This window comes from Kouleothrix sp. (genome assembly GCF_046328425.1).
Classification (GTDB): domain Bacteria; phylum Chloroflexota; class Chloroflexia; order Chloroflexales; family Roseiflexaceae; genus Kouleothrix.
The window spans coordinates 45,057-60,145 of the sequence record NZ_JAXLWP010000010.1 but is presented as its reverse complement, the minus strand read 5'-3'; the positions used below and the strand labels follow the sequence as shown (position 1 = coordinate 60,145).

The window sequence follows — 15,089 nt, the reverse complement described above, 5'->3', positions numbered from 1 at the left end:
CCGGCTCGCTATTGTTATAGCGGTGGCCTCCTTTCGTTACGCGGCACGCGAGACAATGCAAAACCAGCCGCCTCTTGATCGGTTCAGAGGGGCCGTCGATGCCCGGCATGTGCCGGCGTAGCTCTATTAACATTCGTATAACTTCCCCTCTATCATACTTAGTATGTCAAGGCTTTCTTTCGCGCGCGCCTGGCCTTGTCAACCGCGTTTTAACCCATCGCAATGCGATAAATCGGTTGCCTCGCGCCAAAAAATCGGCGCGCCTAGATGAAAAAAGATTTATCCACATAGAAACGTACAGCAATGCGCTATTCCGGTGGTTTTACAGCCGAAGCCGAAGGCCGAGCGCGCCAGCTGCGTAGGTTCTACAGGCGTTGCACGAGCCCTGGCAATCACCACTCTTGGATTGCCGCACATGCATGCCTGTGCTACAATAGCCGCATTTGCAGGCCATAAGCGGCGATCTTCAGAAGGCGGCGAGCGGTGCAGAGCATCAGCGAGATTCTTCAGACGATTGCCCGGCAGCGTGGGCGCGGCGACGCAACCCCGCTGCTTGCATTTGTGGCGCTTGAGGGCACGAACGGCGAGCGGATCGCGCACCTGCCAATCGACGCCGAGCTGGCTCAGGCCTGGGTTGCGCTCACCGGCGAGCCGTTCCGGCCACATCAGGCCCACGCGCTCACGGCGCTGCGCCGCGGCGAGCCGGTGGCCCTGCGCGCAGCCAACGCCGATGTCGCGCTCACCGCGTACCTGCTGCTCTACGCCACACTGCTGGCCGAGCCATCCGCCACCGCGCTCATCCTTGCGCCCGACGACCTCGTGGTGCAGTCGGCGTGGGCCAGCATCGCCCAGCTCAACCAGGATCTGCCGCGCGCCATGCAGCTTAACGCGCTGCCGCTCGGCCCAAACCGCCGGCCCGACGCGCTGGCCCGCGCGGTGGTGGCCGCGCCGGCAGGGCTGCACGCGCGGCTGCTGCGCCACCACGACCGCGGCTGGGCCGGCTTCTGGGCGCGGCTGCGGCTGGTGCTGCTGCCCGATGTTCAGCAGTTCACTGGCGTGGCCGCCGCGCACCTGGCCGACTTGCTATTCCGCGCGCAGCGCGTGGCCACGCTGCACGGCGGGCACGCCCCCGGCCTGCTGGCCACCCTGCACGATGTCGCCGATGCCGACACGGTGCTGGGAGGCATGCTCGGCCAGCCCTGGCGCGTGGTGGCGGCCGACGACGGGCCGCGCGCCCCTTCGGCGCTGGCGGTGTGGCGCGGCGGGGCCGGCTGGCGGCGCGACGTGACCGAGCTAGCCACGACGTTTCAGCGCCAGGGCTACCAGGTGCATATCGTCTGCCGGCCGCTCGAGCGCCCGCTGCTGGCGCCGATTATTGGCGACCTGCCGCGCGTAACGTTCGGCCCCGAGCTTGCGCCGGCGCAAGTGCTGATCGCCGCAGGCTTTCCGGCCGGCCACAGCGCGCTGCGGCGCATGCTGCGCGCCGGCAGCCAGGCAGTGGTGCTGGTGCTCGGCGAGCTGCCGCACGAGCAGGCGCTCACGCGCCAGGCTCAGCAGATCGCCAGCGCGCCCGCCAGCAGCTGGGTCGCCCCCAGCGCCAATGCCTACATCCTGGCCAGCCACGTGCTGTGCGCCGCCAGCGAGCTGCCGCTCACCGAAGCCGAGGCCGCCGCCTGGGGCGTGCACGATATCGTCGAGCGGCTGGTGGGCCAGGGCCAGCTTGTCGATCTGCCCGACCCCGAGGTAGCCTGGAAGCCGACTGCCGCCGCCGACGACCCGTACGCCGAGTGGAGCGTGCGCTCGCCCAGCGGCGCGGCGCTGCTGGCGCGCAACGAGCAATCGCAGATCCTCGGCACCGTCGAGCCCGATATCTACGATCGCTGGGCCTTCCCCAACGCCGCGCTGCCGCCCGGCGCCGGCGGCTTCAAGGTGATGGCGCGCAACGAAGACACCGGCGCGCTGACGCTGCGGCTCGACGGCAGTGGGCGGCGCACCTACCCGCTGCGGCGCTGCACCGTCGCCGTGCGCGACACGCGCGACACGCGCGCGATGGTCGGCAATCGCACGCTCAGCTGGGGCCGCGTGGTGGTGTCTGAAGAGATCTACGGCTACCGCGAGGCCTCCAGCAGCGGCGCGCCGGCCGATGTGGCGCTGGCAAACAAGCTGAATACGCGCTGGGCCGCGCCGGCGTGCTGGTTCGACCTGCAGACGAACATCCCAGCGCAGGGCCAGTTTGTCGGCTGGAGCCTGGCGGCGGCGCTGCAGCTGCGCGCGCTGGCCGATCTCACCGATGTCGTGCCTTGCTACGATCCCGAGGCACGCCGGCTGTACCTGATCGACGCTCAGCCCGGCGGCAATGGTTTTTCGGCCTGGGCCTACGCCAACGCCGAGGAGCTGCTGCCGCTAGCCTACGACGTGGCGCTGGCCTGCCGCGGCGACCCGCTGCTCGAGCCGCTGTGCCGCGTCGATATGGACTGGCTGCTGATCTTGCTGGGCCGCACTGCGCCCGAGCCACCCGCCCCACAGCCGCGCGAGGATCCGCCCGCGCCGGCGCGCCGGCCCGCCCGCCAGATCGAGTATGTCGAAGCGCCTGAGCCGCCACCGCCCGAGCCGCCGCCACCGCCCGAGCCGGCCCGCCCGCCACAGGGCCAGCGGCCGATGCCGCTGTGGGACGCGATCGAGCCGCTCGACGAGCCGCGCCCGAATGTCTCGCCGCGCCCGAATGCCCCGCCGCCACGCCAGCGCGACGAGCCACGCCCGAATGCTCCGCCGCCACGCGAGCCGGCCCCGCCGCCGCGCCAGCGCGACGAGCCGCCTGCGCGCATGCCGCAGCCGCCCGCGCGCGAAGACGACGCCGCGCCCGACCCACAGGCGCTGATCGAGCGGCTGCGCCGCCAGCGCCAGCAGCGCGAAGCCCAGCTCGGCCTCGCGCGCGAGCGGGCACCCCAACCCCACCAGGCCTCGTTCGCCGTCGAGCAGCGCTTCGCCGCCGGCGACCGGGTGTTCTGCCTACCTTACGGCGATGGCGAAGTGCGCGACAGCCGCGTCGAAGACGGCCGCGAGCTGCTTACCGTCGCCTTCCCCGACCTCGGCGAGCTGACGATCGACCCGATGATCAACCTGGTGCGCAAGCTCGACGCACCGGCCCCCGACGACGACTTGCTCTGATCACACCTGCTGCGCCCCTTCCCACGTTTGACAACCTGTTTGCTTCAGCATACAATTAGCATACTAACTATTTGATGCTTCTCTTTCTTTTGTGCTCAGATTTTGGCGCAAAGCGCTAAAATCTGAGCACTATCCATGAAAAAGTACCGCTCTGCCGAGGGCTGAGGGTGCCAGCTGCATAAGTCCTAGAAAGGCTCTGGTATGCGCACCGCACGGATCTGGCCGATCGCGAAAAAAGAGTTCTACCAGATGCTGCGCGATCGGCGCACGCTGATCTTCATTCTGATGACCCCGCTGCTGCAGCTGCTGGTGATCGGCTACGCCACCAGCGGCCAGATCAAAAACATCTCGCTGGCAATCGTCGACCAGAGCAACACCGCCGATAGCCGCGCGCTCATCCAGGCGTACATGGCCTCGGGCCAGTTCGTGCCCGGCCCGGTCGCCAGCTCGCTGGCCGAAGCCAAGCAGGTGATCGACCGCGGCGACGCGCGCGCGGCGATCGTCATCCCGGCCGAGTTCGGCCGCGACCTGGGCAAGGGCCAGCCGGCCGAGGTGGCGTTCCTTGTCGATGGCTCCGAGCCGAACACTGCCAACACGATCATCGCGGCGTCGCAGCTGATCGGCCAGGCCCAATCGGCGCGGGTGCTGCCGCAGCGCCTGGCCGCGCGCCAGCCGGCGCTCGACGTGCGCACGCGGGTGCTGTACAACCCGCAGCTCTCGGGCACGAACTACCAGATCCCGGCGCTGATCGGCCTGATCCTGCAGCTCACCACGCTGAACCTTACGTCCGAGGCGATCGTGCGCGAGCGCGAGACCGGCACCATGGAGCAGCTGATCGTCACGCCGGTGCGGCCGATCGAGCTGATCATCGGCAAGCTCATCCCGTACGCCTGCGCCAGCATGTGCACCTCGCTGCTGGTGTTTGTCGCCGGGCTGCTGCTGTTCCAGATCCCGTTCAATGGCAGCCTGCTGCTGCTGTTCGGCTTTATGCTGCTGTTTCTGCTGGTGCCGCTGGGCATCGGGCTGTGGATCTCGGCGATCTCGACCACCTACCGCCAGGCCCAGGCGCTCAACCTGCTGTTCCTGCTGCCCGGCTTCCTGCTCTCGGGCAACTTCTTCCCGATCGAGTCGATGCCGCGCCTGCTGCAGTACGTGACGTACCTGGTGCCGCTGCGCTACTTCCTGCCGGTGCTGCGCGGGATCTTCCTGAAGGGCATCGGCTGGGCCGAGCTGTGGCCGCAGGCGCTGGCGCTGGCGCTGTGGGCGGCGTTCTTTATGTACCTGGCCAGCTCGCGCTTCAAGAAAACGCTGGGCTAGCTCTTTTTGCCTGCGGTAGCAGCGGTACTCTTCTCCGCATCGTGTGCGGTTGTTCGGCGCTCCGCGCGAAACAACCGCACACAGAAAACAAATACCATTAGGAGTAGCTGTATGAACCGACGCAGACTCATCCCGATTGTCATAGTTGTCGCGCTAATCGCCGGAGGGCTCTACTATACGCTCGGGCGCGCCTCGGGCGCGGCGAATAGCAGCCGCACCTTTTCTGGCACGATCGAGGCCGACCAGGTCGACCTGACCAGCGAGGTCAGCGGCGTGGTCGAGCAGGTGGCCGACGAGGGCGCGCAGGTGAAGGCCGGCGATACGCTGGTCGTGCTCAACACCGATCTGCTCCAGGCCCAGCTGGCCCAGGCCCAAGCGGCCGCGCAGGCCGCCGAGGCCAACCTGGCGCTCGCGAATGCCGGCTCGCGCGAGCAGGACCTGGCGCAGGCGCAGGCCGCGCTCGACCAGGCGCAGGCCCAGCGCGACGGCGCGGCGCGCGCCTGGCAGAACGCTCAGGCCAGCACCGCCGTGACGCAGGCGCTGACGCTGCAGGAGGCCGCCGGCCGCAGCTACGCCGACGCGCTGAAGACGCTGAACAACCCGCAGGAGCTCGATACCCAGGTGGTGCAGGCGACCAGTGCGCGCGATTCGGCCCAGGCCGCGCAGGCGCAGGCCCAGCTGAACGCCCAGGCGAGCCGCGACCGGCTCTCGCTGGCCAAGACCCAGGCCCAGGCCCAGCTGCAGCAGGCCGCGCAGGCGCTCACCCAGGCCCAGGCGCGCTACGCCCAGGCGAAACAGTACTGGGAAACCGCGCACGACACCGGCAACGACCCGGTGGTGCCGAATGTCACTACCACCACCGGCAAGAAGACGCCAAACACGCTCAGCGACGGCCAGCTGGCCAGCTACTACAGCCAGTTCGTGCAGGCCGAGGCGGCCATGCACCAGGCCGAGCAGGCGCTGACCAGCGCGCAGGCCGCCGCCGAGAACGCGCGCCAGGCCGAAATAACCGGCGTGCAGGCCGCCGACGAGCAGCTGCAGGCCGCGCAGACCGGGCTGGCCAATGCGCAGCGCGCGCTCGACCACACGCTGGCCATCCGCGCCAACCCGCAGCAGATCAAGGCCAGCGCCGACAGCGCGCTCAGCCAGCTGAACACCGCCAAGGCGAATGTCGAGGCCGCCCGGCTGCAGAGGCAATCGGCGATCGATAGCACCTACGCGCAGCTGCAGGCCGCCGACGCCGCGCTGGCCCAGGCGCGCGCCAAAAACGACCTGGCGCGCGCCGGGTCGCGCAAGGAGCAGATCCTGGTTGCCCAGGCCCAGGCCGCCCAGGCCAAAGCCCAGGTGCAGCAGCTGATGATCCAGATCAGCAAAGCGACGATCAAGGCGCCCGCCGACGGCATTGTGCAGGAGAAGGTGATCAACAAGGGCGAGCTGGCATCGCCCGGCAATATTCTGCTGAAGCTTGGCTCGCTGGGCACGGTGAAGCTGACGATCTACGTGCCCGAGGATCGCATTGGCGCGCTGCACGTCAACCAGGGCGTCAGCGCCAGCGTCACCGTCGACAGCTTCGCCGGCCGCACGTTCGCCGGCACGATCAGCTATATCGCGCCGCAGGCCGAGTTCACGCCGCGCAACGTGCAGACCAAAGAGGAGCGCGCTACCACGGTCTTCCCGGTGCGGATCGAGCTGCCCAACCCCAACGGCGATCTGAAGCCCGGCATGGCCGCCGATGCCACGATCAACTAGCATATCGAGCCATACGCGCGGGCGCGGCATAGCGCGCCCGCACAGATAGAGCCGCGCAAGCACATGAACGAAACCTACGCAATTATTGCCGACGGGCTGCACAAGCAGTTTGGCGGGCGCGTGGCCGTGCACGACGTGGCGCTGCGCGTGCCGCGCGGCCAGATCTACGGGCTGATCGGCCCCGACGGCGCGGGCAAAACCACCACCATGCGCATGCTCTGCGGCGTGCTTGAGCTCGGCGGCGGCAGCGCCACCGTGGCCGGGTTCGACCTGCGGCACAACCGCGAGGCGGTGAAAGAGCGGATTGGCTACATGTCGCAGCGCTTCTCGCTGTACCCCGACCTGACGGTGCTCGAGAACCTGACCTTCTTCGCCGACCTGTTCGAGGTGCCGCGCGCCGAGCGCGCCCGGCTGGTGCCGTACCTGCTCGAGTTCAGCGACCTTACCGCGTTTCAGCAGCGGCCCGCCGGCCTGCTCTCGGGCGGCATGAAGCAGAAGCTCGCGCTCGCGTGCACGCTCATCCACAAGCCCGAGGTGCTGTTCCTCGACGAGCCGACCACCGGCGTCGACCCGGTGGCGCGGCGCGAGTTCTGGCGCATCCTGTACGGCCTGCGCAAAGACGGCGTGACGGTGCTGGTGTCGACGCCGTATATGGACGAGGCGGCGCGCTGCCAGACGGTGGCGTTTATGTCGCAGGGGCGCGTGCTGGTGGCCGACGAGCCGCGCAACCTGCAGCAGCAGCTGCCCGAGGCCGTGCTCGAGCTGCGCGCGCAGCCGCTCGAGCAGGCGCGCACGATCGCGCGCGCGGCCGCCGGCGTGGCCGCCGTGCAGGTGTTCGGCACCACGCTGCATATCCTCACCGACCAGCCCGACGCCGCCGAGGCGGCGCTGGCCGCGAGCCTGGCGGCCGGCGGGATCGCCGTGGCCAGCCTGCGCCGCATTCTGCCGTCGGTCGAAGACGTGTTTGTATCGATGACCCAGCACCAGGGCGACGCCAATGATTGAAACCCAGCCGCACGCCGTCGAGGTTCACGAGCTTACGCGCGCCTTCGGCAGCTTCATCGCCGTCGATCACGTCTCGTTCGACGTGGCGCCCGGCGAGATCTTCGGCTACCTCGGGCCAAACGGCTCGGGCAAAAGCACCACCATCCGCATGCTCTGCGGCCTGCTGACGCCCACCAGCGGCACGGCGCGCGTGCTCGGCTACGACATCGCCAGCCAGCCCGAGGCGATCAAGCAGCGCATCGGCTACATGTCGCAGCGCTTCTCGCTGTACAACGACCTGACGGTTCAGGAGAACCTGGAGTTCTACGCGAACATCTACGAGCTGCCGCGCGCGAGCCAGCGCCAGCGCATCTCCGAGCTGATCGCCATGGCCAACCTCACCGGGCGCGAGCGCGAGCAGGTGGCGAATCTTTCGGGCGGCTGGAAGCAGCGCCTGGCGCTTGGCAGCGCGATCGTCCACCGGCCCAAGATGCTGTTCCTCGACGAGCCAACCGGCGGCGTCGACCCGGTGTCGCGGCGCGATTTCTGGGATCTGATCTACACGCTGGCCCAGCAGGGCACCACGATCTTCGTGACCACGCACTACATGGACGAGGCCGAGCGCTGCCAGCGCATCGGCTTTATGTACAACAGCAAGCTGATCGCGCTGGGCAGCCCCGACGAGCTGAAGCACAGCGCGATGCAGGGCGAGCTGCTCGAGATCGCGCTGCAGCCGGCCTATCGCGGCACCGCCCTGCTCGACACGCTGGAGCTTCTCGACCAGCTCGAGGGCGTGCTCGAGGCCGCGCCATACGGCGACTTGATCCACGTGGTTGTGCCTAGCGCGCAGGCCGCCATCCCGCAGGTGCGCGCGCGCCTAGCCGGCCAGGGCATCGACGTCGAGTCGATCGCGCCGATCGAGCCGTCGCTCGAGGACGTGTTCATCTCGCTGGTGCTGGCGCGCCAGCAGGCCGAGCGCGCGGCGGCCGGCGCGCTCCGCAGCGAGCTGCGCGGCCCAGCCTGACACACGCCCCCCGCCAGCGCCGGTACCGTGGCAGCCCACTTGCTGAAGCTCGGGCAGCGGCGCACACACCAGCACTTGAAGCAAAGGAGAACAACGGTGGAATTCACGCATCTTGGGCGCACCGGCCTGCAGGTGAGCCGGCTGTGCCTCGGCACCATGAACTTTGGCCCGCAGACCAACGAGGCCGACAGCTTCGCGATCATGGATCGCGCGCTCGAGCTGGGCATCAACTTCTTCGACACCGCCAACCGCTACGGCGGCAGCCTCGGCGTAGGCGCCACCGAGCAGATCATCGGCCGCTGGCTGGCGCAGGGCGGCCAGCGCGAGCAGATCGTGCTGGCCACCAAGGTGTTTGGCCCCATGGGCGACGGCCGCAACGATCGCGGGCTCTCGGCCTACCATATTCGCCGCGCCTGCGAAGACAGCCTGCGCCGCCTCCAGACCGACCACATCGACCTGTACCAGATGCACCACGTCGAGCGCAGCACGCCCTGGGAAGAGATCTGGCAGGCGATGGAGCAGCTGGTGCGCGAGGGCAAGGTGCTCTACGTCGGCAGCAGTAATTTCGCGGGCTGGGATATCGCTACCGCGCAGTGCAGCGCCAGCGCGCGCCACTTCATGGGCCTCGTCTCCGAGCAGAGCATCTACAATCTGAACGCCCGCACGATCGAGCTCGAGGTCATCCCGGCCTGCCGCCACTACGGCCTCGGCCTGATACCCTGGAGCCCGCTGGCCGGCGGCCTGCTTGGCGGCGCGCTCGCGAAAGCCAGCGGCGGCCGGCGCGCGAGCGAGCAGGCCCAGAAGAATATCGAGCAGAACCGCGCCAAGCTCGAGGCCTACGAGCGCTTCTGCGGCGATCTGGGCGAGCAGCCGGCCGATGTCGCGCTGGCCTGGCTGCTGCACAACCCGGCGGTGACGGCGCCGATCATCGGGCCGCGCACCCTCGACCAGCTGAACGGCAGCCTGCGCGCGCTCGAGATCCGGCTCGCCGACGAGCAGCTCGCCCAGCTCGACCAGATCTGGCCCGGCCCCGGCGGCGAGGCGCCAAAAGCCTACGCCTGGTAGCACGGCTGCCCGGCATCTACGGAGAATGCAATGCACTATCGAACATTCGGCCGGCTCGGCTGGCAGGTCAGCGAGATCGGCTACGGCATGTGGGGCATGGGCGGCTGGACCGAATCGGACGACGCCGAGTCGCGCCAGGCGCTGCAGCTGTCGGCCGACCTCGGCTGCACATTTTTCGACACCGCCTGGGGCTACGGCGCCGGCCACAGCGAGGGGCTGCTCGGCGACCTGGTGCGCGCCAACCCCGGCAAAAAGCTGTACACCGCCACCAAAATACCGCCCAAAAACTTCACCTGGCCGTCGCGCCGCGGCTTTACGCTCGACGAGACATTTCCGCCAGATCACATCCGCGAGTTCACCGAGAAGAGCCTGGCCAACCTCGGCCTGCCGCGCGTCGACCTGATGCAGTTCCACGTCTGGGAAGATGCCTGGGCGCGCGACGAGCGCTGGCAGCGCGCGGTGGACGACCTGAAGCGCGAGGGCCTGATCGGCGGCATTGGCATAAGCATCAACCGCTGGGAGCCGTGGAACGCGCTCGAGACGCTGCGCACCGGCCAGATCGACGCGGTGCAGGTGATCTACAATATCTTCGACCAGGCCCCCGAAGACGAGCTGTTCCCGCTGTGCCAGGAGCTGAATATCGGCGTGATCGCGCGCGTGCCCTTCGACGAAGGCTCGCTCACCGGCACGCTCACCAAGAGCACGCGCTGGCCCGAGGGCGACTGGCGCAATAGCTACTTTGTGCCCGAGAACCTGGCCGCCAGCGTCGACCGCGCCGACGCGCTGAAGCCGCTGGTGCCCGCGGGCGCGACGCTGCCCGACATGGCGCTGCGCTTCATCCTGCACCACCCGGCGGTCAGCACGATCATCCCGGGGATGCGCAAGCCGCGCAATGTGCGCGCGAATATCGCGGCCAGCGATGGCGTGGGCTTGCCCGCCGACCTGCTGCGCCAGCTGCGCGCCCACCGCTGGGACCGCGAGCCGACCGAGTGGTCGCAGTAGCTCGCCGCGCGGCGGGGCGGCGCTCGCGCCGTCCCGCCGCCTGACCGCGCCGCCCCGCCCGCAGACCGATCGGCTCGGCCTTTTGGCCGATTTTCGCCCCACCCCCACGCGCAAGCCGCAAGATCGCGGAACACCCCTCGTTCAACCAAACGTCTATCGCATGACGGTACGCTCGCGCGGGCGCGAATGGCGCGCTCGCGAGCACCCATGGTACGAGGGAACAATGAACCGCAGCATTGCCCGCCTGCTCGGCGGAATCGTTATTCTTGGCGCGATCCTGGCCGGCTGCACGGCTGGCCCCGCGCCCGACGCCGGCCAGCCCACGCCGGCCGCCACCGCGCCGGCCACGCCGGCGCCCGCAACCGCAACCGCCGCGCGCCCAACCGCAACCGCCGGCACAGCCGGCCAGCCCACGGCCGCGCCGGCCACACCTGCCACGCCGGCGTTCGCCTTCGCGCCGCAAAACGGCGGCGCGGGCACGCGCGTCGCGCTGAACGGCTGGAACTTCGCGCCGGGCCAGCCGGTGGCCATTCGCCTGGGCATGCCTCAGCCCACCGGCGAGGTGCTCGCCAGCGCTTTCGCCGACGCCGGCGGCAGCTGGAGCGCCACGCTGGTGATGCCCGACCGGCTGCCCTCGGGCGAGCTGATCACCCGGCGCGACCTGATGCTGGTGGCCATGAGCGACGCCAACGTCGCGCTCGCCAGCGCGCCGTTCGCCTTCGAGCCGGCCAGCATCCCACCGCGCGAAGAGGCCCCACAGCTGGTGCGCTCGCTGCTGAGCGCCTACGCCAGCGGCGGCGACATCGCGGCGTTTCTCAGCGCCGACCTGCGCGCGCGCCTGGCGCGCGGCGAGCCGGCCACGCGCCTGCTGAGCCTGCCGCCCGGCGCGCTCCGGTCGTTCGACGTAAGCGCGCCGCTCGATCGCCCGGCCGACGCGCTGTTCATCCCCGCGCAGCTCACGTACGACGCCAGCCAGGAGCGCCGCGAGTTCACCGTGGTGCTCGAGGCCGGCAGCTGGCGCGTCGCAGGATCCAGCCTGCCGCTCGACGCGCCCACCCCCGACCCGGCCGACCAGGCGATTCACACCGCGCTGACGGCCGACCTGAACGGCGACGGCGTGGACGAGACGATCACCTACCGCACCGGGCGCGCCCGGCTCAGCCCGCCGATCGACCACAGCAACCCGAACATTGCGGCGGTCGTCGTGGCCGAGGAGCTGTTTGTGACGCAGGGCGCCGTGCCTGGCGGCCGCACGCTGCTCTACCTCAACCCGATAGCCCTGAACTCCGAGAGCCAGCGCCTGCTGCTGATGGGGCAGGAGAACGCGCCCAACCCCGGCTTCGTGGTGGTAATCTACGGCGGCGCCAACCACAGCTACTACATCACGCCACTCGGCGGCGACGGCATGCCGAGCGGCCAGGCGGTGCGGGCAGTGTGGGACGCGCAGCAGGGCGCGTATGTGCTAGGCTAGAACGCCGACCGCCGAACGCTTGCCACGAAGGCAACTCCAAACCGCACACCCTTTGCGTCTTCGTGTCTTTGTGGCGATTTCCGAGCCCAGCCCCGCCGAACGCTTGCCACGAAGGCGCGAAGCCACGAAGGCAACTCCAAACCGCACACCCTTTGCGTCTTCGTGCCTTTGTGGCGATTTCCGAGCCTAGTAGCCCCACGCGCCACTTGACACTCGCCGAGGCTGTGGTGTATTGTGGTGCGCCACCGCATCGCTAGCCGGCCTCAACGGAGAGGAAAGCCATGAAACGCGAGATCCGCGCCCCGCGCGGCACGCAGCTGAGCTGCAAGAACTGGCAGATCGAAGCCGCGTACCGCATGCTCCAGAACAACCTCGACCCGCAGGTAGCCTTCGACCCCGATAACCTGATTGTCTACGGCGGGCGCGGCCGCGCCGCCCGCAGCTGGCAGGCCTTTGACGCCATCCTCGCGGCGCTGCGCGCGCTCGACCCCGACGAGACGCTGCTCGTGCAGTCGGGCAAGCCGGTTGCGGTGTTCCGCACCCACGCCGACGCGCCGCGCGTGCTGCTGGCCAACAGCAACATCGTGCCGCACTGGGCCACGCAGGCGAACTTCGACCGCTGGGAGCGCGAGGGCCTGATCATGTACGGCCAGATGACCGCCGGCAGCTGGATCTACATCGGCACGCAGGGCATCCTGCAGGGCACCTACGAGACCTTCGGCGCGCTTGCGCGCCAGCACGGCTGGGGCACGCTCAAGGGCAAGCTGGTGCTCACGGCCGGCCTGGGCGAGATGGGCGGCGCACAGCCGCTGGCGATCACCATGAACGGCGGCGTGGGCGTGCTGGTCGAGATCGACCGCTGGCGCGCCGAGCGCCGCCTGGCGCTGCGCCAGGTCGACGCGATCTGCGACGACCTCGAGGACGCCATGAGCCAGGCCGAGGCTGCGCGCGCCGCCGGCCGCCCGCTCTCGATCGCGCTGATCGGCAACGCCGCCGAGCTGCTGCCCGAGCTGCTGGCGCGCGGCGTGGTGCCCGACGTGGTGACCGACCAGACCAGCGCGCACGATGTGCTGTACGGCTATATCCCCGCCGGCCTCTCGCTCGAGGCCGCCGCCGAGCTGCGCTCGCGCGACCAGGCCGAGTACGAGCGCCGCGCCATGGCCTCGATGGCGCGCCACGTCGAGACCATGCTCGAGTGGCAGCGCCGCGGCGCAGTGGTGTTCGACTATGGCAACAACCTACGCCAGCGCGCGCTCGACTACGGCGTGAAGAATGCCTTCGACTACCCCGGCTTCGTTCCGGCCTACATCCGCCCGCTGTTCTGCGAGGGCAAGGGCCCGTTCCGCTGGGTGGCGCTCTCGGGCGACCCCGAGGATATCTACGCGACCGACCGGGCGGTGGCCGAGCTGTTCCCCGAGAACGATCACCTGCGCCGCTGGCTGGCCATGGCGCGCGAGCAGGTGGCCTTCCAGGGCCTGCCGGCGCGGATCTGCTGGCTCGGCTACGGCGAGCGCGCGCGCGCCGGGCTGCGCTTCAACGAAATGGTGGCGAGCGGCGAGCTCAAGGCGCCGATCGTGATCGGCCGCGATCACCTCGACAGCGGGTCGGTGGCTTCGCCCAACCGCGAGACGGAGGCCATGCGCGACGGCTCCGACGCAATCGCCGACTGGCCGCTGCTGAACGCGCTGGTCAATGCCGTCGGCGGCGCGACCTGGGTGAGCATCCACCACGGCGGCGGCGTCGGCATCGGCTACAGCATTCACGCCGGCCAGGTGATCGTGGCCGACGGCACGCCCGAGGCCGCGCGCCGCCTCGAGCGCGTGCTGACGACCGACCCGGGCATGGGCGTGGTTCGCCACGCCGACGCCGGCTACCCCGAGGCGCTCGCGTTCGCCAGCGCCAACGGCGTGAAGATCCCCATGCTTGGGGAATGAAATGAACCACAGAGACACAGAGATAGTATATCTTTCTAACTCTGTGTCCTCCGTGCCTCTGTGGTGAAATACAATCCTCGGAGGGTGTGTGAACGTCGACCTGCTCATCCACAGCGCGGCCCAGCTGGTGACGTGCGCCAGCCCCGGCGGGCCGAAGCGCGGCGCGGCCATGCGCGACGTGGGGCTGATCGCCGGCGGCGCGGTTGCGGTGGACGCCGGCCGGATCGTGGCGGCCGGGCCGAGCGCCGAGCTGCGCGCCGCCTACACCGCCACGCGCGCGATCGACGCGTCGGGCAAAACCGTGTGCCCCGGCTTTACCGACCCGCACACCCACGTGGTGTTTGCGGGCGACCGGGTGGCCGAGTTCGAGCAGCGCATCGCCGGCGCCAGCTACATGCAGATCATGGCTGCGGGCGGCGGGATCGCCTTCACCACCCGCGCCACCCGCGCCGCCTCGGCCGAGCAGCTGGCCGCCGAGGCGCGCCCTCGCCTCGCCGCCATGCTGGCGCTGGGCACCACCACCGCCGAGTGCAAGAGCGGCTACGGCCTCGACACCGCCAGCGAGCTGCGCATCCTCCAGGCCATCGCCATGCTCGACCAGCAGCAGCCCGTCGAGCTGGTGCCGACGTTCATGGGCGCGCACGCGCTGCCGCCCGAGTACGCCGGCCGCCCCGACGAGTATATCGGCCTTGTGGTGAACGAGATGATCCCGGCGGCGGCCGAGTGGTACCATGGCTCGCACTTCGCGGCGCGCGGCACGCCGCTCTTCGCCGACGTGTTCTGCGAGCAGAATGCCTTCGACGTGGCTCAGTCGCGGCGAGTGCTGGAGGCGGCGCGCGCCGCCGGCATGCGGCTCAAGGCCCACGTCGACGAGTTCAGCGCGCTGGGCGGGCTGGACATGGCGCTCGAGCTCGGCGCCGTGTCGGTCGACCACCTCGACGCCACCGGGCCGGAGGGCATCGCGCGGCTGGCGCGCTCGGGCACGGTCGGCGTGGTGATCCCGGCGGTGAACTTCAACCTCGGCAGCGCGCACTTCGCCGACGCGCGCGCCATGGTCGACGCCGGTGCGGCAGTAGCGCTCACCACCGACATCAACCCCGGCTCGGCGCCCTGCCCGAGCATGCCGCTGGTGCTGGCGATCGCCTGCCGCTACCAGCGGCTGCTGCCGTCCGAGGCGCTGGCCGCCGCCACGATCAACGCGGCCCACGCGATCGGCCTGGGCGATCGCCTCGGCTCGATCGAGCCCGGCAAGCAGGCCGACCTGCTGGTGGTCGCCGCGCCCGACTACCGCCACCTGGCCTATCAGTTCGGCGGCAACCTTGTCGAGCGGGTGATCAAGCGGGGGCAGGTGTATTAAGTTCACCACAGAGGCGCG

10 protein-coding genes are annotated in these 15,089 nt (G+C 69.7%); all 10 read left to right on the top strand.

What is annotated here, in order from left to right; all coding sequences use genetic code 11:
- Positions 1-483 precede the first annotated feature (483 nt).
- Positions 484-3,168, top strand: a complete 2,685-nt coding sequence (locus tag U0177_RS10855) for a helicase (protein WP_409570647.1) — start codon at positions 484-486, stop codon at positions 3,166-3,168.
- 201 nt (positions 3,169-3,369) lie between these two features.
- Positions 3,370-4,485, top strand: coding sequence for an ABC transporter permease (locus U0177_RS10850; protein WP_409570646.1), 1,116 nt, complete (start codon positions 3,370-3,372; stop codon positions 4,483-4,485).
- A 111-nt stretch (positions 4,486-4,596) separates the two neighbouring features.
- Positions 4,597-6,234 carry an efflux RND transporter periplasmic adaptor subunit gene (locus U0177_RS10845; RefSeq protein WP_409570645.1) on the top strand — a complete coding sequence of 546 codons (1,638 nt, stop codon included), beginning with the start codon at positions 4,597-4,599 and terminating at the stop codon, positions 6,232-6,234.
- Between the two features lie 63 nt (positions 6,235-6,297).
- Positions 6,298-7,239 (top strand): ABC transporter ATP-binding protein, encoded by a 942-nt coding sequence (locus U0177_RS10840; RefSeq protein WP_409570644.1) that lies wholly within the window; start codon positions 6,298-6,300, stop codon positions 7,237-7,239.
- Positions 7,232-8,242 (top strand): ATP-binding cassette domain-containing protein, encoded by a 1,011-nt coding sequence (locus tag U0177_RS10835; RefSeq protein ID WP_409570643.1) that lies wholly within the window; start codon positions 7,232-7,234, stop codon positions 8,240-8,242. The genes U0177_RS10840 and U0177_RS10835 overlap by 8 nt, the downstream gene beginning before the upstream one ends.
- A gap of 96 nt (positions 8,243-8,338) precedes the next feature.
- On the top strand, positions 8,339-9,307 hold the full coding sequence (locus U0177_RS10830) for an aldo/keto reductase (RefSeq protein ID WP_409570642.1): 969 nt from the start codon (positions 8,339-8,341) through the stop codon (positions 9,305-9,307).
- Positions 9,308-9,337: 30 nt separating this feature from the next.
- On the top strand, positions 9,338-10,309 hold the full coding sequence (locus tag U0177_RS10825) for an aldo/keto reductase (RefSeq protein ID WP_409570641.1): 972 nt from the start codon (positions 9,338-9,340) through the stop codon (positions 10,307-10,309).
- Positions 10,310-10,532: 223 nt separating this feature from the next.
- A complete protein-coding gene (locus U0177_RS10820; protein ID WP_409570640.1) occupies positions 10,533-11,780 on the top strand; it encodes a hypothetical protein in 1,248 nt (415 codons plus the stop codon).
- Positions 11,781-12,061: 281 nt separating this feature from the next.
- Entirely contained in the window at positions 12,062-13,714 is a 1,653-nt protein-coding gene (gene hutU, locus U0177_RS10815) for a urocanate hydratase (protein WP_409570639.1), read from the top strand.
- An 88-nt stretch (positions 13,715-13,802) separates the two neighbouring features.
- A complete protein-coding gene (gene hutI / locus U0177_RS10810) occupies positions 13,803-15,071 on the top strand; it encodes an imidazolonepropionase (RefSeq protein ID WP_409570638.1) in 1,269 nt (422 codons plus the stop codon).
- Positions 15,072-15,089: the final 18 nt, after the last annotated feature.

Coding starts and splice junctions, on each gene's coding strand:
- U0177_RS10820 (WP_409570640.1), top strand. CDS start 10,533: ATGAACCGCAGCATTGCCCGCCTGCTCGGCGGAATCGTTATTCTTGGC.
- U0177_RS10850 (WP_409570646.1), top strand. CDS start 3,370: ATGCGCACCGCACGGATCTGGCCGATCGCGAAAAAAGAGTTCTACCAG.
- U0177_RS10845 (WP_409570645.1), top strand. CDS start 4,597: ATGAACCGACGCAGACTCATCCCGATTGTCATAGTTGTCGCGCTAATC.
- hutU (WP_409570639.1), top strand. CDS start 12,062: ATGAAACGCGAGATCCGCGCCCCGCGCGGCACGCAGCTGAGCTGCAAG.
- U0177_RS10840 (WP_409570644.1), top strand. CDS start 6,298: ATGAACGAAACCTACGCAATTATTGCCGACGGGCTGCACAAGCAGTTT.
- U0177_RS10825 (WP_409570641.1), top strand. CDS start 9,338: ATGCACTATCGAACATTCGGCCGGCTCGGCTGGCAGGTCAGCGAGATC.
- U0177_RS10835 (WP_409570643.1), top strand. CDS start 7,232: ATGATTGAAACCCAGCCGCACGCCGTCGAGGTTCACGAGCTTACGCGC.